This window comes from Streptococcus sp. LYSM12 (assembly GCF_004569635.1).
GTDB lineage: Bacteria > Bacillota > Bacilli > Lactobacillales > Streptococcaceae > Streptococcus.
This window is the reverse complement of record NZ_SPOZ01000009.1, coordinates 1-20585: the sequence shown is the minus strand read 5'-3', so window position 1 is coordinate 20585 and position 20585 is coordinate 1. Positions and strand designations below refer to the sequence as shown.

The following is a 20585-nucleotide window of genomic DNA, read 5'->3' as shown; positions in this document are numbered from 1 at the left end:
TCTCTCCTTGCTTTCTAGACGAGCAACCTGTCTCCACTACCTAAAAGGGGAGAGCAAGATTTTAAGCTGGATGACCGACTTCAGAATGTGATTCCGACCAATATTAGACACACCGTCCAAAATATGATATAGTATATTATACAAAGCCAGCAGACAAAATCAAGTTTCAAAAACTAGTTTTGGACACATTGTCCAACAATGTGCAAAAAGGAGAAACAATGGGCATGGATACACGACGCAAAGAAACCCAAAAAGCCATTTTAGAAGCCATGGTGACCTGCTTACAACACCAGCAATTCAATGAGATTACTACCACTCACCTCGCCCAGACAGCAGGCATCAGTCGCTCCAGCTTTTACACCCATTATCGGGACAAATACCAGTTGATTGAAGCCTACCAAGAGGCCTTATTTATTGAGATAGAAGATATTATCACCCAGTATAGACGCGAGCGAAAAGAAGTTTTCCTTGAAATCTTCGTCCTCCTCTCTCGCGAACAACTCCTATCTGCCCTCCTCACCCACAACGGCAGTCAAGAAATCCAAGCCTTCCTTATCAATAAGGTCCGTCTCTTCATCAACAATGACTTGGCAGATCGCATCAATCTTGATACCTTGTCCGAAGTAGAAAAAGACTACTGTAGCATTTACTTCGCTCACGCTTTCTTTGGTATTGTCCAAGCCTGGATTAACAAAGGAAAAGCTGAATCTCCGACTGAGATGACCACTCTGGTTATGAAATTATTACCGTAATCCAATCCGCTCCTACAAGCGGATTTTTTTCATTCATCCCAAGACAAACACACAAAGTGCTGTTAGAGCAAAAGGTCCGCTTTCTGAATGCCAACATGAGGCTTGGCAAAAAGTCCCAGCTCTCTCACTTTATGAACCGAATGATGTTGACGCAGTGGTCGCTTTAATGGCTATCATGCCGTTGGAGCTGTGCGGGAGGTGAAATGGTCTGGGAATAGACCGTTTCCACCCGAAGCTAGAATGCAGGAAATAAGGTAAAAACCGGACTCTTGCTTATGTATTTTGAGTTCTTTCCCACTCCCTACTGTATCTCGTTTCTCTACAGAAATATCTCTTATAAGATAAACCTTTGCTTCATGAATGAGGTTCATGTATTGTTATCAATTCAAACTAATAGTAGCTTGTATTTCTAAAAGTAACGTGCTACAATAGTTTTTGCAAACGTTTTCTATAGTGATTTTCTAAATTTTGAGGAGTTCCCATGATTGAAGCACATCATTTATCAAAAACTTACACACTCGTGGATAAGGAAGCTGGCTTGTTGGGGTCAATTAAGTCTTTTTTCCGTCCGAAAAAACGCTATATTCCTGCTGTCAAGAACATTTCCCTCTCTATTCAAAAAGGTGAAATCATCGGCTACATAGGCTCAAACGGAAGCGGAAAGTCAACGACTATTAAAATGCTGACAGGCATTCTCTATCCCGATGAGGGACAGGTCTTGATTAACGGTCTTGATCCATCCAAAGCTCGGACTGCTATCAATCGGCAAATTGGTGTTTTATTCGGTCAAAAATCTCATCTTCGATGGGACATTCCTGTTATCGAATCTTTCTTTCTCCATGCCAAGATTTATGATGTCCCTGATTCTCTTTATCAAGAACGACTCAAACATCTGACAAAACTCTTGGAATTAGAAAGTATTCTCAACCAACCTGTTCGTAATCTTTCTCTCGGTCAGCGGGTCAAGTGTGAATTCGCAGCGATTTTTCTCCACCAACCTGCTATTGTCTTTTTGGACGAACCTACCATTGGACTAGATGCAAGTGTTAAGGAGCTAATCCGTAATTTTATCCGTACCATGAACCAGGAATTTCAAACAACCTTTCTCATCACTTCTCACGATATGCAGGACATTGAAAGTCTCTGCGAGCGGATTGTCATCATTGATAAGGGACAAAAAGTCTACGATGGTAGTCTGACACATTTGAAAAAGAACTTTTCCAAGGTCAAAACCATTGCTTTCACTACGCATACAGCTATTGAAGCTCCACTGAAAGCTCCACACCTTGAATGGAAACAGCTTGACTCACATCATTTTGAGATTCATTACCAAACTGAACACCTCAATAACGCTCAGATTATCCAGCTTGCCTTTGCCCAATATCCTATTGAAGATGTGACCATGAAAGAAATCACGATTGAGCAAATTGTCAAGCGCATTTATGAGGAGGGGCTTCATGATTAAGTATCTTCACGTTACTCGGCAAATGCTCATTTTGCAGTTGCAGTACAAGTCCTTTTTTATAGCAACACTCACTTCAATGTTGGTAAAAATACTGGTATCCCTCTTTGTCTGGAAAACGATTTTCCTTGCCCAATCCGAGGTCAAGGGCTATAGCCTTGCGACCTTTACAACCTATATTATCTTTGCCAACCTCTTGAACAATCTCAATAGCTTTAGCATTGGTCGTAATTTAGCCAGCTCCATTGTCAAAGGAAACATCACAGGCGAACTACTTCTGCCTTACTCACCAATTACAGCTCTCTTTTTTAACGATTTTGGGCTAAAAATCATTGAAGCTATAAAGTTCCTCTTGGTCTTAGCCGTTATCCCCTTGGTCAATCCTGAGTTTTATCTACCTGACGCCAAAGTCTGGGGACTGTTTCTATTAACCAGCCTTCTTGGCATGTTTATGGTCCAACTCATGGATCTCGGTTTTGGACTACTCTCTTTTTACACAGTCAATACGTGGGGACTTTTTGTCTTGCGGGAGGGAATTTTCAGTCTGTCAGCCGGTGTGCTTTTGCCCTTGAGTTTTTATCCTGCACCAATTGCGAATATCCTAAACATGTTACCCTACAGCTTTGCAGTCAATTTTCCCATCAATATTCTCTTAGGAAAAGAGGTAGATACCAGCCTATTTTGGATACAATTCATCTGGGTACCTATTCTAACTGTGCTGATGTACTTCCTCTGGCAAACGGCAAAGAAGCGTCTGATTATTTTTGGAGGTTAGGATGAAGCGATACGCAACACTTTATTATTACAATATCAAATCTTTTCTGATTGCTGCCATGTCTTACCGCATGGACTTCTTCATCGGGCTTCTCTCATCTCTCATGGAACAATTTGTCTACCTCATCTTCCTTAATGTCCTCTTTGGAAATATCAAGGAAATTGCAGGATTTTCTTACGGACAAATGCTGTTTGTCTACGGAATATCAACCATTGGGCGGTCAGTACATCTGATTTTCTTTGACAATCTCTGGATGTTTGGTAGTCGCTATATCCGTGAAGGAGAGTTTGAACGACTGATGGTTTTACCAATCAACCCTCTCTTTCAGTTGATTTCAGAACGGATTCAACTGCAGGGAATTGGCACAACCATCATCGGGATCATTGCAACAAGTAAAGCCTACCAGATGCTACAACTCCAGTGGAATCTTATGGAACTGCTCTTATTTGCCCTCAGCTGTATCTGCATTGGTCTGCTCTATGCCGCTATCCAGTTAGGACCGACTGCACTTGCCTTTTGGATCGTTGAATCTTTCCCCATTACTGTGGGAATTTTCTCGCTCAACCAAATGGCTCAATATCCCATTAACATCTACCCAATGGCCATTCAAATCTTGCTGATTTTTATCTTTCCCTACGCCTTTACTTCCTACTTCCCAGCCCTGTACTTTCTCAACAGAAGTACCACTGGACTCCTACTTCCTCTCGTTATCGTCCTCATTTTCACCATTAACTACACCCTCTTCAAGTACGGCATGAAAAAATTCAGCAGTGTAGGGAATTAAAAAAGTCTAGTAGACTTTTTTAACACGAACCCAGAAACTAAAAAGCGAGGTAGGATGAGAGACTTTTTTTACACGAGCCCAGAAACCAAAAAGCGAGGCGGACTGAAAGACTTTTTAACCCAAACCTAGAAAGTAGAGCTATAAAAGCTGATAAAATCAGCGGATTATAAATTTGAAAAACTGGCGACAAAATTAGGGCTTTCATCTCGGCTTCAACCCGAATGGAGAAAGGAAAGAGGGGGTAAGTCAAGAACTTTTTCAACCCAGTCTCAACAGTGAAAAGGGGGACGGTCAGGGACTGGTTCAAAACGAGCCTAGAAATTAAAATGCCTAGCTTGGATGAATAACTGTTTCAGCTCAAGTTCAAAAACTACAAGGAGGGAGGGCAACATTCAAGCATATATATTATAATGATAAACAAAAAGCACGGTAATCATGAACCGCACCCCAAAAGTTAGAACTAAAAATCTAACTTTTGAGGTGCAGTACATCACTATCATGCTTTTCTATTGCATTCAACAGGTATACTGAGCATCCGCAAAGAAGTCAGCAGAGTGCCCGATAACAGTGCACTAGTACATCTTTCGCTGCTGCAGTATTTGCCACTTTCTCCTATGGAAATCCTAGTCTTTAAACATCAAAACGATACTTTATCAACTTGCCTCGATGAACTCCACGTTCTATCTTAGGTGGCACTTCCTCGTCTGTATTTGATTTTTATTACATATCGCTCGCTGACAGCGATAGGCAAGAACTCAAAAAAGCCTTACCACATTAGGATAAGACCACTTCTTCAATCACCTGCAAGACCCCTGAGGTGTCATTAGAGGGAGCTTGGAATTTCGCTGCCTGACAAACGCTCTCAGGGCTACCTAGCATGGCATAGGAGTGCTCCGCATAAGCCAACATCTCCAAATCGTTATCACTATCACCAAAAGCCATGATTTCAGACGCCTCTATCTGCCAGCGTTGGGCAAGAAAATGAAGCGCAGTGCCTTTGTTGACATCTGGTTGCACAATATCGATGAAGTTAAAACCACTCGACACTGCACGCGCTCTTCCTTTTCCTATTGCATTTAAGTCTTTCACTAGAGCCCGAATGTCCATTTCTGGTACATCCAAGGTTAAAATAGTGAAGTCATCATCTGGTAAACTCCTCAAATCCTCAATTTCCTGCCACTCATAATTGTGCTTGGTAATCAATTTCTTGAAATCTTCAGGTGCACTCTGGGCAAAATAGAGAGCTTTTAAGCCACTGATAGAACAACGATGCAAAAGATTTTTTTGTGCCAACAAAGCAATCAAGTCTGCTACTGTTTCCAGTTCAAAATGGTACTCTACAATCTTCTGACCATTTTCTACAATGACAGATCCCACTTCCGATACAATGGTCATCTGGTCATGAACATCTGGAAAAAAAGATTTGATTTGCTGGTACTGATTTCCCGAAATAGCGACCACCCGAATGCCACGTTCGTGTAATTGCCGCCAAACACGTGCAAAACGCTTACGGTCATAATCATTCTGCGAATTTAAAAACGTTCCATCCATATCAAAAGCAACGAGTTTAATGGTTGATTGTTGCATCTTCTTTACCCTCTAAATAATCTTCTATCACCGCAAGAACCCCTTGGTCAACATGTGATGGAGCAAGGTATTTGGCTACTGCCTTTACCCGAGCGGTCGCATTGTCCATGGCATAGGAATGTCCTGCATAGGACAATAACTCTAAATCATTATCGCTGTCGCCAAAAGCAAGAACGTCACTGGCTTTAATTCCTAGTGGTTTCAAAATCTGCTCCACTCCCCAAGCCTTATGCACGCCTTTGGGTAACATACTCACCGAGCCATAACCACTTGTCACCGCATGTATCTGGTTGCCAAAAACTTGATTGCATTCTGCTACAAGCATATTCACCTGCTCCTCTTTGACCCAAAAAGCCGCATGGGTAATGGTGGTGTCATGAAGCGCATCACGTAAGTCATCCAGGCGAACAATCTTATCCCAAAAGGCTTGTAAGTGCGCTTCTGTAATAGCCAGATTTGTCCCCGCAAAAGGCTGAGGAGAACGCTTATCAATGTAAATACTCCTATCGTTTGAAATCATCAAACAATATTCTTCTACTCGATCCTCGTAATATTCAATCAGCTTTTTGATGACACTGGACTCCAAGGTCTTGTAAAATACCGTCTTTCCCTTACAGTAGAAATGAGCACCATTTTCTGCTAGAAATAAAACCCGATGCTCAAAACCCGCAAAGAGATCCAGTAAGCGCGCCAAGCTATTGCCACTTGCTACAATAAAAGGAATTCCCCTTGCCTCTAATTGTAGGAGAACCCGCTCAAACCGCTGACGATCAAATTCACCACAATCATCTAAAAAAGTTCCATCCATATCTGTTGCAATCAGTTTTATCATACAATCTAACCTTTTCCCTTTCAAGGGGGGTGCAAAACCCGAGTGGGTTGTGCATCTCAAATCCTAATGTAACTCTTTCTATTATAACACAGAAACAATCGAGTAGAGACTAATTTCTAGTCCCTCTCACACCACCGTGCATGCCGTTCGGCACACGGCGGTTCAACTACCTTTTAACGCATGTCGTTCTAGATAATAATCTAAGCAAGAAACCAGTCCACGTTTAGCGAGGGCTGGTTTTGATATGGCACGTTTCAGTACTGACCTCTGAGCCACTAATTGATAATGATCACCCCATCCAGATACTTTATCCGCTATCCACTTCGCAACTCCTAGTTTGAGAAACCCCCATAGTCGCCTAGATTTCTTCTTCTATTGTTTCCAGATAATAACTCTAACTCGCGTCCTCAGCCTTTCGTCGATGTCTGCCATAGCAGTTTTCATATTCGTCAAGGAAAAGTAGTTTATCCAACCTCGGATAACCCAGTTCAGTTGCTCAATTCTGCTGTCTAGGTCAATGCTCCATTTGCGAGTCGTTAGTTGCTTGAGTTTCCTCTTGAAACTCTGCACGCTACCTCACGATAGTCAGGCTTGGGAGTCGCTATTGGGTTCACCGGTAGCGGGTGCCCGCAGAGGACTTTCACCTCAGATGTACGACATGTCCGTCGTACACAAAAAATCCAACTTAGAAATACTAAGCTCGAACTAGAAAACACTCTTCGAGATAAGCAAAGACGCCTTAAACCATTGAATATTAGTATCGAATTTGGTTTATATCCTACTGAATCTGACTTAACAGAGCTTCAGTAATATTTCCCATATACCAACCTCAAAAATTATATGAAGTTGAAGCCTATCACAAAAAATTAGCAAATATTTTGGATTCCGAATTCTCAACCGAACGTGAGTTCCTAGTTATTGAGATAGAGGAAATGGAAAGTCGATTGACAGCCTTGAACCATGACCTTCAAGAACTAGGAAGTATTCCAAATCTTTCAAGTGAGTTCTTAGAAAACTACTCTAAACTAATAGCTACAATCAATGCACTAAAAGAACAAAACGAGGCCTACTTAAAGGAGTCTAGTCTATCCAAGGAAAGATCAGAAGCAGACGCTGACTTGAAACGAAGTACAGAAGATATCCTTCTAGATTTAGAAGGAAAAATCAATAATAAGATGCGTAAATTCAATAATATTCTGTACCCAGATATTCGCAAAGCTCCTCAAATTAACCTCAGAGCCTATAATAGCTACTCCTTCTATACCCCTGACGACGACGGTACAGGAACTAAGTTCAAAGGAATGATTCTTTTCGACTTAGCGATACTTTACCTTACTAATTCATTACTACTTAGCAATATCAGCTACCAAGTAACCGAAGCTCTTTTGACATTATATGACCGTGCAAAATCATTAAATACACAAGTCTTTTTAGCCTTCGATAAAGCTAGCTCTTATGCTATAGAAGCCAATCAGCTCTTGTCAGAAAGTACTGTATTAAGACTCTCTAGCAATGGAAATGAACTCTACGGTATTTCATGGAACAAAGGAGAAAACTCCTATGAGGTTTAGTTACAATAAATTATGGAAACTACTAATTGATAAAGGATTGACTAAGTCAGCACTCAGACAAAAAGTAAGAATCAGCTCTTCTACTATCGCAAAGTCAGGCAAGGAAGAGAATGTCACTACTGATGTACTTCTAAAGATTTGTACAGTACCAGAGTGTCGGATTGGGGATATTATGGAAATTATACCATGAGTTGAATAATGGGATACTCTATATTAAACTAAAGATTATGAGAAACTATAAATTATTCCGATTGTTTCTAACTCTTCGAACAAGTATGAACTTTCACAGTAACCGCCCGATAACAGTATAAAGAGCGAACCAAAAAAGAGTAGCATATTCCACAGCATAGAAAAACCGGCTCTATAATTTCTGTAGTGGGTAACACCACCGCAGAGATTATGGAGCTGTTTTTGTGTAGAAAAAATCCCATATGACTTATAATGAAAAGCGACCAAACTCACATTAGAAAGGCTCATATGGAACAATTCGATTTTATCACAAAACTTCTTGGAATTAAAGACTCTAATATCATATTCGACAAGGAAATACTCGATATGGGAACCCATAAGGAATTGAAGGCAATCTTAGATTACCTTGCACCGCCTTGCCCTCACTGTCAAGGACAGGTGGACAAATACGATTTCCAGCGTGAATCTAAGCTCCCTTTTCTTGATTGTGCTGGCTATAGGATTTTGATTCGTCTCAAAAAGCGTCGTTTCAAGTGCAAAGACTGTGGAAAAATCTCTGTCGCCGAGACTTCACTTACCCCTAAAAATCATCAGATTCCAACCATCGTCAAACAGAAAGTTGCCCAGCTTCTCATCGAGAAAGCATCCATGACTGCCATAGCCGACAGACTTTCCAGCTCTACATCAACAGTTATTCGAAAACTAAATGAGTTCACGTTCAAGACTAACTTGAATAGTTTACCTGAAATGATGAGCTGGGACGAGTATGCCTTCAAGAAGGGAAAGATGAGCTTTATTGTGCAAGATTTTAACACAAATAACATCATCGCTATCCTTAATGGGCGGACACAGGCGGTCATCCAAAATCGCTTTCTGAGATACCCTAGACAGGTCAGAAACCGCGTTAAAATCATCACTATGGACATGTTTAGCCCCTATTATGACCTCGCTAAGAAGCTTTTCCCTTACGCTAAAATTGTTCTTGATCGTTTCCACATTGCACAACATTTAGGTCGTGCTATGAACCGTGTCCGTACCCAAATCATGAATGCTTTTGACCGCAAATCGCATGAATACAAGACGCTTAAACGCTACTGGAAATTGATTCAACATGACAGTCAAAAACTCAGTGACAAGTGTTTTTACCGCCCGACCTTTCGTATGCATTTGACAAACAAGGAAGTAGTCGAACATCTTTTGGGCTGCTCTGACGAACTTAGGAAACATTATGACCTCTACCAGCTCTTGCTTTTCCATTTTCAAGAGAAACAAGCTGACCATTTTTTCGACTTAATTGAAGAACAGATAGATGGTGTCAAGCCATTCTTTCAGACTGTTTTCAGGACATTCATGAAAGATAGGGACAAGATTGAGAAGACATTAGTGTTGTCCTATTCAAACGCCAAACTTGAGGCTACAAATAACATCATCAAAGTCATCAAGCGGAATGCCTTTGGATTTTGGAACTTTGAAAACTTCAAAAAGCGGATTTTGATTGCTATCAGCATCAAAAAAGAGAAGACCAAGCCGGTCCTCTCTAGATGTTAGCTTTTCATCTACTCACTACAGTTGACAATGAGCCCTAAAAAATACTTTTAAGCGCCTTTCTGTTTCTATCAGCTTCATTTCGGTATGCTACCATATAGTCATACCTGAACTACTAGTACGGACAGATATTTCTTTTTAGTCATATACCAGCACGCTGTCTTTTCGATCTGCAATATGGTAAAGTTTTCTATGCGTTATAGCTCTCTTTTCTCATTTTTCAAAGAATGAAAAAGAATCTTATCCTTAAAAGAGTCTCTCAGTTCCTTGGTAACGACTTGACTTCCTTTGTCAGTGACGATTGACACCTCTCCATTTTCTTTAATAGTAAAATTTCGAATATCAATTTTTTCTTCTTCATCCCTTTGGTTAACGATTTTTTCTGAAATGTGAATGCCATTATTCTCAAAAGAAATCTCAATATCTGATGAACCAAGGGAATCTTGTTGAGCTAGCTGAATGACTCCTTTTTCTATCGTCACTGTATCTCTATCAAACATTTCTTGTTCGTTCATCACGTTTCCCTCCTATTTTATGATCCTATGGCCATAATCTGGTCTAAATTAGCTGCTACACTATCGTCTAAATGATGCGAAATCATGATAACCAACTTATCTGGATCTTTTAGTAATTCATTTTCAATCTCAATCGCCGTATCCTTATCTATTGCAGAGGTCGCTTCATCCATTATTAAGATAGGAGTATCTCTAACAAGAGCTCTCGCAAGAGAAAGCCTTTGTTTCTCACCACCTGACAAACGATCTCCTTTCATCCCTAAAACAGTATCTAACTGCTCTGGCAAAGACATGATTTGATCATAAAGACGCACTTTCTTTAAGGCTTCGATAATGATTTCATCACTAATTTCCTTTCCAAGTGTGATATTTTCACGCACGCTTAGATTAAAAATAAAACCTTCTTGACTAAGATAAGCAATTTCCTTGGCAAAACAATTATCTACTGTCGGATTCAGAAGATGCTCACCCAGCCAAATCGCTCCTTGCTGCGGAGTTAAGCGTCCCAATATGAGCTGAATAAGCGTGGACTTCCCACTACCGCTAGGACCAAGAAGCGCATATTTCCCCCCTGCTTCAAATGTAAATGATTGATCTCTAAATATCTCCTTTTCCCCACGAGCAAAATGAAGCTGTTCTAAAGAAATCATTTCAACATCCTTGAACTCATGCGTTTTCGCAACTGTGATTGTCTCTAAACGCTCAATAATCTCATCCATTCCTGTTGATTGTATGTATAATTCGCTCACTTCTGACGTCGAAGATAAGAATATCGTTAATATGGTTGGGATGGATATGAGCATACCAAGTGATAATTCATTTTGGAGTACTAAGTAAAGAACAAAAGCAAACATGAGTCCTTCGAATATCTTTTGTGTCCCTTGAAAAAGAAGTGTCGCAAATGCTAGATACTTCTTGGCTGTAAAGCGATCGTTCTCCATCTCTTCTTCGCTCATTCGTATCTTATTTCTCAACAAGTCTAAACTATCAAAATTTTTTAAAACATCATATCCCGAAGTATACTCCTGTAAGATATTGGTAAAATGAGCACTTGAAATCGCCAGCTTCTGATAGGCATTTCCTATCTTGACACCAAATCTTGTACTCACACTTCTTAAAATAACGAATAACAGCAAAGAAAATAAGCCAATCTTCCAATGAATGAAAAACAATACTGCAAGTGAAACGATACTTAGGGTTATCTGACCAATAATAGACAGAAAAGGCAGAAAATAAGTTCCATAAGCTCTTTCTAAATCTGCCGTGTACCATGCGATATATTCACCATGATTGATACGATGAAAATTTTCATAACCCATTAACGACAAATTTTTACTAATGCGATTCCCCAACAGCAGCATCCATTTTTTTAATAAATTTGCATTACAAATAGATAAGGCACAGAAGATGATTTCGTTCATCAGCATCATCACAATTAGTATCGCAATTCCAGCATATAGTTTCGGACTTTGAACAAGTAAAAAATCGACAACCACTGCTCGAGTGTAGATACTTAAAATGGAAAACACTCCAAACACAATCGCTAAGATAGTCGCACTTAGCCATAAGAAAAACGTGGCTTTCGCATATTTTTTATATCTAAATATCTTTTTCATTTCCACTCCTCCATCTTAGATATTACCAGTAATTATGCCATAAAAGGGATAATATTGTCTACAATCATCTGCAAAGAAACTCTCCCAAACCTTTACTGGAAGAACCTGTTTAACCGGTCGGTTATATCGACCATAGCAAGAGTTATGAAGACAACACTCTTGAGCAATATAACCTAAAAATACGATATATTGTTCAAATATTTTATGGAATTCCCTTTTTATTGCAAACAGCGTATACTGGCTCGCAGATCGAAAATCAATATACTGATAAACCTTATTTAAAATAGAATACGATAGAGTGATATTCTCATAGCAGAATCCATCAACTCCATTATTCCTAAAAATATACATCCTAATAATTGTGCTATCATACTCTACATTGAATAAGCATCTGAATGCTTCCTGTATATTCGTCTTAAATAAATAATGTGCATTAATCTGACGATTAAAATCTATAATCCTCTTTAAATATGGACCACTAGTTCTTAAAACATACAGTTGATGTAGGGCTTTAAGGGTAAGAGCAGGAGTAAACACTGATCCATTTTCTAAACTGATTAATGTATAATTAGTATCCATTTTAATTCTATTTATCTTAAAATCAAATTTCGATAAAACCAAATGAATGTTATACACGATATGCCCCAATTCCAATAGCATCAATGTTTTTCTTATAGATTTGTATAAATCATACTTCATTTTCCCAGTTTTAATAAGAATGTCGCCTTTTTCAAACGAAACATCATTATTTTGACAGTATACTACCTGATATTTGTCACTTACCTCATTTTTATATAGAAACTCGTTACCTCCGTTACAAATAAAGCATTCTTGCAGATAGAATGAACGAGCAGAGGGATATGATTTATGGATAAGATAAGGGGTTTGAGAACACTCAGATATTCGACTCACTGAAAAAATTTCAAAAATTTCTTCAACAAGTGGAGATACTTTATCCACACTCTCTCCTTTGTTCCAAACAAATTCCTCTTCTTCTGTAACCTGTTCAAAAATAGAATGTCCTCTAAAGAATGAATAGTCAGCAATAAAATCCTCTTGTGTAAACCTCATTGTAATCCCTTTCTATTCAACAAGTTTATTTCAAGGTAATGGTAGCAAATCTGATCTATATGTTCGATTTTTTACTGGATAAAAATGCACTTCTTTTGCCTCTTTTATCAATACTTTAACACAGTACAACCCAAAACATTCTAATATCTTTGGAGTCATATTATAATAAAAAACTTCACCATATATAGCGTTCAATTCTTCTACCACTTGTTCTGTCGAACCACTATCAACATTGACAATATCTAAATATTTGACTTTTTTTGACTCTAATAATATTCTTCTAAATTCCTCACTCCTCTGATGCGAATTAAAATATCTCAAAATATATTCTCCAATGTCCTCTTGAATTAACTTATCTGTTAAATCGATATAATCAATTGCCTGCTTTACTGATGTATATTTCTTATTAGAATGAAAAACCATATTAGCTTCATAAAAAGCCTGCTTTAGCGCATCGTTTAAGTCAGAAGAAGCTCCAAAACCACTCACAGAAAATAATTTCTGTTGGTCTGTGGATCTATCTAAAATAAGACACCAGGAAACATAAATTTTTAAGCTTCTATTAATTAGTAAAAAATGAAGGTCATATCCCAACGAGTTGAATGTCATTACCTTTGCTTTAAAATTTTTAGGTAAGGAGTCACTTTCAATATTCAGCACTTCAAACTCATCATCATACCAAAAACGAATCAACGAATCTCTTTCATAAGTTTCAAGTAAAGCAAAATATAATGCCTCATCTATACTATTGCCTAATGCTATACCATTGGAATTTCCTCTATTTGAGATTTGGAAACTACCCTCAGCAATATTGGGTGTATTATAGTATATATATTCTAGAGGTATATATTTTTTTTTAGTTTCTTGAATATTTTTTAGCTCAAGTAGATTTTCAGCTCTCTTTCCAATCAATCGTTTAGCCCAATATTGACCATAACAATTAAAATTCAACAAAGTATTAAAATCATTTATGCTCTCCCCTTTAATATTGTCAATATTAAAAGATACCATTCTTTCTAGATACTCATAAAAGGAATGAGCCTCATAATTCCTACTGTGTATTGGTGCTGCTCCATGAAGCTTTGAATATTTTCTAGATCTAAATAAATGAACTGAGAAATCATCATATTCATAATAGGAAAACTCCGAATGTCTAATTATATTTTTTAGTAAAGTTAGGTCTCTAATATTTTCCTTTCTAGTCCTAGTGATTGTATTTAATCCAGTCCTTTTCAAAATAAGAAAATCATCAAAAAAATCAATTTCAACAATACGCTCATTAGATGATATATACGCAATAATTCTCTCTTGCTCCATTCCTTGATAAGGAATAAATTCTAACTCAAACTCGTCAGAGATATTCCTATTCCGTTTAGGAAAAAATAGCTTATTGTCTAAAATTTCAACTTTGTTGTTCTGTCGTATCTCTTCTTTTAAATAATCAAGCATTTATTATCGCTTCCTTCCTCATATTGATACAACTTTTTAACAACTCTTCCAATATTTTGTTCTTTTTCAATGATCTTATTTATTAACTCTTGCATATTAGGAAAATACATTTTTAAAATATCCATATATAATGCACTATTAGAAACCTCATCTTCACTCTTTTCGGCATTGACTGGAACATTCGTTATATCAAAAAAGATATTGTCAATACATTCTGTTTTAGAAATTCCAAACCCAATATCGTTTTCTCCAAATATATTACGATATTTAGCCATTATAAATGGATAAAATATTTCATAATCATACACAATTGTCGATATTCCTTCTTTAAACAAAAAATAATCTTCTTTTTTAGATAATATCTCCATTTCTAATGGCGCTATAATCGTATTTAACTTGTAATCTCGTATATCAATAATGATGCAGTTGCCTTTAGGTATATTTAATATATCTAGTTTCTTAGATCGTAGCACTTGCAATATATATTTAGCAAACATATCTGAAATTTCAATGATATCATCGTGTATATTGTTAAAATAAGTAGTCCCTAGGGGATATAACAATAAATAATCTCCATTAGAAATTAACTTTAAGAGCATTCCACGTTCTTGATAGCTAACAATATTAGTTACGTCATCTAACAACAATTTAATTTTTCTATTCAATGGGTCATCTTGATAAAACAATTTTATCGTTCGTGCTACCGTTCGTTTCAATATTACTCCAAGAGAATATAAAAATTTAAATGTTGTATCTTCTTCATTTACAGTACTACCACTAGTAATTAGGTAAAGAACATTATCTATCTGCTCTCTACTAATAACGTTTTTAGAAACTTTATAATTAGTATCTCCAACCGATACATATATATCCGTATCTAATTCTGAAATAAAACTCTCTTCGTTTATAATATATATATCATTCATAATAATCGTTCCTCTCCCGTATCAATAAATAGCTGCATACTTCTATCAATGTCAACCTCGTTTGAAGTTAGTGAAAAATAGTAGTTTATGTAATATTTATCTAATAGTCGCAATCCAAGTAAGGGTAATTTTTCATATAAAATATTTAACCCCCAACGATTTGTGATTCGAATTTTATCCCTCAGAAATTCACTACTTTTAGAAATTGTATCAATGGTTCTTTTGTGAGCTTCAGAAGAAAAATTTATCGTAGATTTTATTTCCGAAAATAAAGTTGGGTAGAAAAAATTAAAATTTGAATGTGATGATAACAACAATTCAATATCATCTTCTAACAGCTTAATATCAATATTACTGAGCACCGACTCTCTTAATATCGTATTGAAAAATCTATTTTGAAAAAGTCTCTTTATATATATTTTTTGATTAATATTAAGGGAAGCAAAAAAACCCCAAAAATGTGATATATGCGAATTAATTACAACTTCTTGCTCATAATTAGCATACCATTCTTTTAATAGAACAATAATATCCACATCATCTACACTATCTAAAAAATAATGATTCATAAAGACTTCATCAAATGCAATCTCCCACTTTCTAATTTTTTTATAAATCTCTTCATCTTTAAAAAGAAGATACATACCATCATCAGAAATGGAACATCCAGAAATGACATTACAAAAATTTTTCTTTATTCCCGAAAGAATCATTTCTGCTTCTTCTAAACCAAAAATTCCAGAGATTAAAAGATGAACTGTAGGAAATTGTTTTATTTTAAAATAAAGACTACTAAAATATCTATTAACATACTCTTGAATCATTCTAAAATCATTCTTATAATTTTTGTCATTTGACAAAAAGATATTCACAGAAAAATACATACTATTCTCCATTCTCTATCAGATATGACTCAATCTTTGAGAAACTTTATAACAAAAAAATATTACCCTCTCTTCATCTATAATTGACAGAAGTCTTCGATTAGCATGCATATGAATTAAACTTGATATGATGTATTCACAATGTGCCGAACTATACTTAGATAATCTCTGCAAAAGAAATTCTGAATATTTATTTTTCGACATTTTATGTACTCCCAAACTCATTTCTTCATAATCAATATTTTGCTCAAATTTCCTAAATTTATACGAATATTCTCTCCTTCTTTCTTTTGTAAAAGTAAACTGTTTCAGAAATGACTCAGTATCTGCCCAATTTTTAAAAATCGAAAACAAAAAATATAAAATATCACGTACACATTGTCCATCATTACGGTCTTTTAATTGCAAGTGTTTTATAGCCAACAATCCATCAATATATGAATACTCATAAAAATCATCAAAACCAGTGCTCCCTCCAAATCTTCCAGACTCATAAGTGTATTCCGAGTCAAACCAAAATATTATGCTATTCTCTAACTGTAAATTATTAAGGAGCGGAAAAACATCTATATTTGTCCTAATTTTATATCGTAGTCTCACTGATGGCTTAGAATAATCTGAATAATATGTATAATTAAACTGTACTCCCTGATTTTGAAAATATTTTTTAATTATTTCAAGGGTTCTCGGTATCTTATCCACACTATCAAATACTAATGTTTTTGATTCAATTTCCTTTTTATAGTCCTTAAATTGTTCAACGTTTGAATTGTCAATTTTAATGTTGTAACTGAAACCTAATGTTTTACATTCTTCAATAATTTCTACTTCATCATGATCACTATTTAAGTTGCCAAGATATTCTGTTAATACAACCCTGTTTATTTTCCTTAACTGCTTCTTAATCAAGTTTATATGCTCAGTGGACAGCAGATTAATCGGGAAATCCTCCCCATTGGAATTTAAACAAACAATGTCTGGAACATCATATTCTTGGATAAATTTAATAATATATGAATCAATATCTTGATCCAACATATTTTGAGTACTTCGTAAATACCATCGCTTCTTCGATAATATATAATTTTTAAACCTGATTCTAGGAATAACAGGATAGTTAACATTAGTAGGAATGTATAAGTCTCTAGGAATCATCGTAATATAGTTTGAAAAATCAATTAAGAATCTACCAATAGTATTCTCAGTACCAATTTCTAATGATGCCATGCTCCGAAAACACGGAATAATCTTATGACCATCTTTAGCATTACGTATACATAGACCTCGCTCATCTAACATAATAGATAAATCAGCTAAATCCAGTACTCTATTTGATAAATTAGGAATTTCTTGTAAATAAATCCTTTTATTTTTTTCATTGAACTGCAAACCAACATCTGGGTACTTCTTAAGGTTCATATCTATACAATAAAGAAACTCTTCCTCTGTATAGGTATAATCTGCATTTCGATTATATTTTTCAAAATAACTTCCACTTGGAAAAGCAAAGGTAACTGGCGGTAAATATACCCCGCTATCATACAAACGATATTTCATATCATAATAGAATTGATGAAACTCTCCATCTATAAATTTTTTTAAAGAATTTACAATAGTTCTAATATCATCGTCTTCTAGCACTATTTCATCTACATCCTTGCCCCCAAGTCTATTAATCCAATACTCCAAATATTCATCACAATCAAATAAATTAGATTGAACATAGCCATCCATGTATATCTCCTCAATCATATTCATTTCTTGTAATGTTGCTAATTTAACTTCGCAATATTTTCCAAATTTTTCATAAAATAAACTTTCAAATTTTTTAATTCTGTGAAACGAATGAGTGAATACATTCATATACCTAAGAAATTCTAACTGTTTAGAATCAAGTTTATGCATATTGTTATCAAAAGAAAAAATACTTTTTACATTTTCGAATATAAACTTCTCCTTCAAGCTTATATTAAACGATAATTTATCTAATTGTTTCGAAAGGAGTTCTATACCTTCTATTAATTTACCGTAGTTAACATCTTTTATCTTATCAAGTGATTCTAAACTTTTTACAACATCAGTCAGTTCATTCTCAGACATATTATAGAACTCTCTATATTTATATAGCTTCGTTAAATCAGCTGTATCCCTTGAAACAAAATAAACCTCACTAATTAATATCTCTTTCTCTATCAAATATTCAATTATTTTATGCGCATTACCGACTGACTGGAATTGTTGGTAAAGTTCCCTATAACTAATACCTCCTTTATCTTTTATCAGTAACAATATCTTACCAATTACTCCATTACTATCTAATTGAATTTTTTCAATCTTCTTAGTAGCACTATTAAAAAAATTTTTTATCAATTGGCTGGCTGTCCTTTGAAAAATATTCGAATTTAGATAGAACTTTAAAATTGAATTCTCATTTTGATTCAAAGCAACTAACTTTTGAAATTCTGTCAACCATTTTAAAGATAGATAAATTCTTAACTTTATATTTTCGAACCCAGAGTAAGAAATTACTCCCATGGCACCATGAGCTACTGCCCTACTAGACATACGAATTAAATAACTTCGTAGCGATTCTATAACTTCCTGTGATCTATTACCAGAAATAATATCTCTATACAATGACTTGGAAACCGTGTATATACAAAAGCGAAATTCTTCATCTTCCAGCACAGTTTCAATAGTTTCTCGAGCAGTACTTTCATCCAGAATATTCTTCAGCAATTCACTAGAATAATTTGATTGTCGATAATACATATAAACTCCTAACCATAAAAGCAATACATCTAGACTCACCAAGGCTACATCAAACTGACAGCTTAAGTAGCAATAATCACTGAGCAGCAGCCATTTCCACCTCTAGAGGCACCAAATTCCTCTAACATAGTGTCTGTGCTAATTTCTAATACTTCTAATCCAAGCGATTTAAGTTCATTTTGAAGATCATCTTTTTCCATAAATTTTTACCTCTACTTCATATTTTAGATACTATAAACAAATAAGTATTCGGCTAAGTCTAGATGCATCACCCAATAAGTAAAAATGTAACCGTTTTACTTATTGGAGTGTAGTATAGCATTTTTGTAAAAAAAAATCAATAGAAAATTCAGAAAATTTTATATAATTCTGTAGCGTTACAATAGATGTGAGACCTCAAAAATCAAAAAAACCAGTATACCACAAAATCTTAGATATTTACTACATACACTCGAAACACGTTACCACGCGGTGAAAACCTACCAAAAGCGATTTGATGTGGCACGAAAGAATCGCTGAAAGATCGGTTTCACAGACCAAAAAACTCCCCATCCAAAGAGCCACACCAAAGAAAAAATCACTTGGATTAAAAACTGCATCAAAAGAAATCCAAAGGCTCCCCTCATCGACATCTTCTACAAGCTCAAAACCAACAAAGGGTATGATCAGCACCCTTGTTCTCTCTTTCGCATCTTGAGAAAAATGGAATTCTTTAACCCCCTAAATCAAAAGGAAAAACCTATGTTCCCAAACCCTATGACACCCCGACTGAGCTTGGAGTTAAGTGGCAGATGGATGTTAAATACGTGCCTACTCACTGCTACACAGGTCAATTACCTGACAAGTTCTACCAGTATACCGTCATTGACGAGGCTAGTCGGGAACGATTTATCTACCCCTTTAAGGAACAGTCATCTCACTCAACTGTTCTCTTCCTCAAAATGGCCATAAAATACTTTGGCTACAAACCAAAAATCATTCAGACGGATAATGGTTTTGAGTTTACCCATTTCAAGGAAACCAAACAAATTCACCTGTTCGACCTACTTTGTCAGGAACTCGGCATTGAGCACAAGTTGATTCGTTCTCGAACTCCGAGACATAATGGTAAGTTCGAACGCGGTCATCGAAATGACAACAGACGTTTCTACCAGCACTTGACCTTCTACTCCTATGATGAGATCTTATCAAGCAGATGAAAACTTATCTTTACCGTTCCAATCGACTCCCTATGCAAACTCTAGGATAGAAATCTCCTATCAATATCAGAAGAGCAAGGATAACTCAAGCGTCGCTAACTCTATTTATCAAACCACTAAAAATCCTTCATTCCCTGACATTTGACCTGATTCTATTTCGACAGCTGACTATATAAAACCATACTAACCACCAAGCCTAGAAACATAATAGATATTCCATACATTTATGCTAGAACTCCAAAAATGATTCCGGCAATGATTTCTCCTATCGAATTCACTATCGCATTGATAGAGTAGGTCGTAGTTTTATAGTCATCAGGTACCTCTTTATTGATAATATCGAGTACAATTGGATTTCTCAAATCTTCAAAGGTTAATAATAAGGAATTACAAACAAAGGATGATACTTTACCACCCAAGGATAATATCATGATTAATAAAATCCCAAAACCATCTATCAGCATTAAATACTTCCTATCCGTGTATAATTTGCTAATTCTTTGACTGACATTTAATAAAAAGAACAACAAATGTACTGACCCCCAAAAGTTGGACATAATATTTTAAGTAAAGGATTTAGTTCTATATTGTACAGGACTAAGTCCTTTTAGTTTTATTTTGATACGTTTATTATTGTAATAATCAATGTAATTTGT

At 35.9% G+C, this 20585-nt stretch carries 18 protein-coding genes and 3 pseudogenes; 8 read left to right on the top strand and 13 right to left on the bottom strand.

Annotation, left to right across the window (positions count from 1 at the left end; all coding sequences use genetic code 11):
- Positions 1-218 precede the first annotated feature (218 nt).
- The 4 genes from E4T79_RS04145 (at position 219) to E4T79_RS04130 (ending at position 3773) form a co-directional block, all read left to right on the top strand.
- Positions 219-752 carry a TetR/AcrR family transcriptional regulator gene (locus tag E4T79_RS04145; protein ID WP_135028002.1) on the top strand — a complete coding sequence of 178 codons (534 nt, stop codon included), beginning with the start codon at positions 219-221 and terminating at the stop codon, positions 750-752.
- A gap of 481 nt (positions 753-1233) precedes the next feature.
- Positions 1234-2217 (top strand): ATP-binding cassette domain-containing protein, encoded by a 984-nt coding sequence (locus E4T79_RS04140; RefSeq protein ID WP_135028000.1) that lies wholly within the window; start codon positions 1234-1236, stop codon positions 2215-2217.
- The gene (locus tag E4T79_RS04135; protein WP_135027998.1) at positions 2210-2989 is read left to right on the top strand and encodes an ABC-2 family transporter protein; all 780 of its coding nucleotides are present in this window, start codon (positions 2210-2212) and stop codon (positions 2987-2989) included. The genes E4T79_RS04140 and E4T79_RS04135 overlap by 8 nt, the downstream gene beginning before the upstream one ends.
- A 1-nt stretch (position 2990) precedes the next feature.
- On the top strand, positions 2991-3773 hold the full coding sequence (locus E4T79_RS04130) for an ABC-2 family transporter protein (RefSeq protein WP_135027997.1): 783 nt from the start codon (positions 2991-2993) through the stop codon (positions 3771-3773).
- Between the two features lie 774 nt (positions 3774-4547).
- On the opposite strand, the gene E4T79_RS04125 is transcribed toward E4T79_RS04130, so the two are convergent.
- The 3 genes and pseudogenes from E4T79_RS04125 to E4T79_RS04115 form a co-directional block, all read right to left on the bottom strand.
- Positions 4548-5360, bottom strand: coding sequence for a Cof-type HAD-IIB family hydrolase (locus E4T79_RS04125; RefSeq protein WP_135027995.1), 813 nt, complete (start codon positions 5358-5360; stop codon positions 4548-4550).
- Positions 5341-6192 (bottom strand): Cof-type HAD-IIB family hydrolase, encoded by an 852-nt coding sequence (locus tag E4T79_RS04120; RefSeq protein WP_228063787.1) that lies wholly within the window; start codon positions 6190-6192, stop codon positions 5341-5343. Before E4T79_RS04120 ends, E4T79_RS04125 begins: the two co-directional genes overlap by 20 nt.
- A gap of 162 nt (positions 6193-6354) precedes the next feature.
- A pseudogene (locus E4T79_RS04115) lies at positions 6355-6765 on the bottom strand (group II intron maturase-specific domain-containing protein); the annotation flags it as partial.
- A 99-nt stretch (positions 6766-6864) separates the two neighbouring features.
- Here E4T79_RS04115 and E4T79_RS11305 point away from each other — a divergent pair.
- The 3 genes and pseudogenes from E4T79_RS11305 to E4T79_RS04100 all read left to right on the top strand — a co-directional run.
- A pseudogene (locus E4T79_RS11305) lies at positions 6865-7763 on the top strand (DUF2326 domain-containing protein); the annotation flags it as partial.
- Positions 7753-7953, top strand: coding sequence for a helix-turn-helix transcriptional regulator (locus E4T79_RS04105; RefSeq protein WP_135027993.1), 201 nt, complete (start codon positions 7753-7755; stop codon positions 7951-7953). The pseudogene E4T79_RS11305 and the gene E4T79_RS04105, both read left to right, overlap by 11 nt.
- Positions 7954-8240: 287 nt before the next feature.
- Entirely contained in the window at positions 8241-9500 is a 1260-nt protein-coding gene (locus E4T79_RS04100) for an ISL3 family transposase (RefSeq protein WP_135027991.1), read from the top strand.
- 194 nt (positions 9501-9694) lie between these two features.
- On the opposite strand, the gene E4T79_RS04095 is transcribed toward E4T79_RS04100, so the two are convergent.
- The 8 genes from E4T79_RS04095 to E4T79_RS10995 all read right to left on the bottom strand — a co-directional run bounded on the left by E4T79_RS04095 (position 9695) and on the right by E4T79_RS10995 (position 18930).
- A complete protein-coding gene (locus E4T79_RS04095) occupies positions 9695-10012 on the bottom strand; it encodes a hypothetical protein (RefSeq protein WP_135027989.1) in 318 nt (105 codons plus the stop codon).
- A 17-nt stretch (positions 10013-10029) separates the two neighbouring features.
- Entirely contained in the window at positions 10030-11628 is a 1599-nt protein-coding gene (locus tag E4T79_RS04090; RefSeq protein ID WP_135027987.1) for an ABC transporter ATP-binding protein, read from the bottom strand.
- A 15-nt stretch (positions 11629-11643) separates the two neighbouring features.
- Entirely contained in the window at positions 11644-12699 is a 1056-nt protein-coding gene (locus E4T79_RS04085; protein WP_135027985.1) for a hypothetical protein, read from the bottom strand.
- A 30-nt stretch (positions 12700-12729) separates the two neighbouring features.
- Positions 12730-14148: a YcaO-like family protein gene (locus E4T79_RS04080; protein WP_135027983.1), complete on the bottom strand. Its 1419-nt coding sequence runs from the start codon at positions 14146-14148 to the stop codon at positions 12730-12732.
- Positions 14133-15074 (bottom strand): hypothetical protein, encoded by a 942-nt coding sequence (locus tag E4T79_RS04075; RefSeq protein ID WP_135027981.1) that lies wholly within the window; start codon positions 15072-15074, stop codon positions 14133-14135. The genes E4T79_RS04080 and E4T79_RS04075 overlap by 16 nt, the downstream gene beginning before the upstream one ends.
- Positions 15071-15958: a hypothetical protein gene (locus E4T79_RS04070; RefSeq protein ID WP_135027979.1), complete on the bottom strand. Its 888-nt coding sequence runs from the start codon at positions 15956-15958 to the stop codon at positions 15071-15073. Before E4T79_RS04070 ends, E4T79_RS04075 begins: the two co-directional genes overlap by 4 nt.
- An 18-nt stretch (positions 15959-15976) precedes the next feature.
- Entirely contained in the window at positions 15977-18730 is a 2754-nt protein-coding gene (locus E4T79_RS04065) for a lantibiotic dehydratase (RefSeq protein ID WP_135027977.1), read from the bottom strand.
- A 62-nt stretch (positions 18731-18792) separates the two neighbouring features.
- Complete coding sequence (locus E4T79_RS10995; protein WP_167752616.1) at positions 18793-18930, bottom strand: thiopeptide-type bacteriocin; 138 nt, start codon at positions 18928-18930, stop codon at positions 18793-18795.
- Between the two features lie 202 nt (positions 18931-19132).
- On the opposite strand from E4T79_RS10995, the pseudogene E4T79_RS04060 reads away from it, so the two are divergent.
- Positions 19133-19979: pseudogene (locus E4T79_RS04060) on the top strand (DDE-type integrase/transposase/recombinase).
- A 174-nt stretch (positions 19980-20153) separates the two neighbouring features.
- Here the strand turns inward: E4T79_RS04060 and E4T79_RS04055 are convergent.
- Positions 20154-20393: a hypothetical protein gene (locus E4T79_RS04055; protein WP_135027975.1), complete on the bottom strand. Its 240-nt coding sequence runs from the start codon at positions 20391-20393 to the stop codon at positions 20154-20156.
- A gap of 99 nt (positions 20394-20492) precedes the next feature.
- The coding region (locus E4T79_RS04050) for an IS3 family transposase (RefSeq protein ID WP_135027973.1) at positions 20493-20585 on the bottom strand (93 nt) is incomplete at its 5' end.

Excerpts from the sequence above, each read along its gene's own strand:
- E4T79_RS04070 (WP_135027979.1), bottom strand. The coding sequence starts at position 15,958 with ATGTATTTTTCTGTGAATATCTTTTTGTCAAATGACAAAAATTATAAG.
- E4T79_RS04120 (WP_228063787.1), bottom strand. The coding sequence starts at position 6,192 with ATGATAAAACTGATTGCAACAGATATGGATGGAACTTTTTTAGATGAT.
- E4T79_RS04125 (WP_135027995.1), bottom strand. The coding sequence starts at position 5,360 with ATGCAACAATCAACCATTAAACTCGTTGCTTTTGATATGGATGGAACG.
- E4T79_RS04055 (WP_135027975.1), bottom strand. The coding sequence starts at position 20,393 with ATGCTGATAGATGGTTTTGGGATTTTATTAATCATGATATTATCCTTG.
- E4T79_RS04145 (WP_135028002.1), top strand. The coding sequence starts at position 219 with ATGGGCATGGATACACGACGCAAAGAAACCCAAAAAGCCATTTTAGAA.
- E4T79_RS04090 (WP_135027987.1), bottom strand. The coding sequence starts at position 11,628 with ATGAAAAAGATATTTAGATATAAAAAATATGCGAAAGCCACGTTTTTC.
- E4T79_RS04085 (WP_135027985.1), bottom strand. The coding sequence starts at position 12,699 with ATGAGGTTTACACAAGAGGATTTTATTGCTGACTATTCATTCTTTAGA.
- E4T79_RS04080 (WP_135027983.1), bottom strand. The coding sequence starts at position 14,148 with ATGCTTGATTATTTAAAAGAAGAGATACGACAGAACAACAAAGTTGAA.
- E4T79_RS04135 (WP_135027998.1), top strand. The coding sequence starts at position 2,210 with ATGATTAAGTATCTTCACGTTACTCGGCAAATGCTCATTTTGCAGTTG.
- E4T79_RS04100 (WP_135027991.1), top strand. The coding sequence starts at position 8,241 with ATGGAACAATTCGATTTTATCACAAAACTTCTTGGAATTAAAGACTCT.
- E4T79_RS04065 (WP_135027977.1), bottom strand. The coding sequence starts at position 18,730 with ATGTATTATCGACAATCAAATTATTCTAGTGAATTGCTGAAGAATATT.
- E4T79_RS04075 (WP_135027981.1), bottom strand. The coding sequence starts at position 15,074 with ATGAATGATATATATATTATAAACGAAGAGAGTTTTATTTCAGAATTA.
- E4T79_RS04130 (WP_135027997.1), top strand. The coding sequence starts at position 2,991 with ATGAAGCGATACGCAACACTTTATTATTACAATATCAAATCTTTTCTG.
- E4T79_RS04105 (WP_135027993.1), top strand. The coding sequence starts at position 7,753 with ATGAGGTTTAGTTACAATAAATTATGGAAACTACTAATTGATAAAGGA.
- E4T79_RS10995 (WP_167752616.1), bottom strand. The coding sequence starts at position 18,930 with ATGGAAAAAGATGATCTTCAAAATGAACTTAAATCGCTTGGATTAGAA.
- E4T79_RS04140 (WP_135028000.1), top strand. The coding sequence starts at position 1,234 with ATGATTGAAGCACATCATTTATCAAAAACTTACACACTCGTGGATAAG.
- E4T79_RS04095 (WP_135027989.1), bottom strand. The coding sequence starts at position 10,012 with ATGAACGAACAAGAAATGTTTGATAGAGATACAGTGACGATAGAAAAA.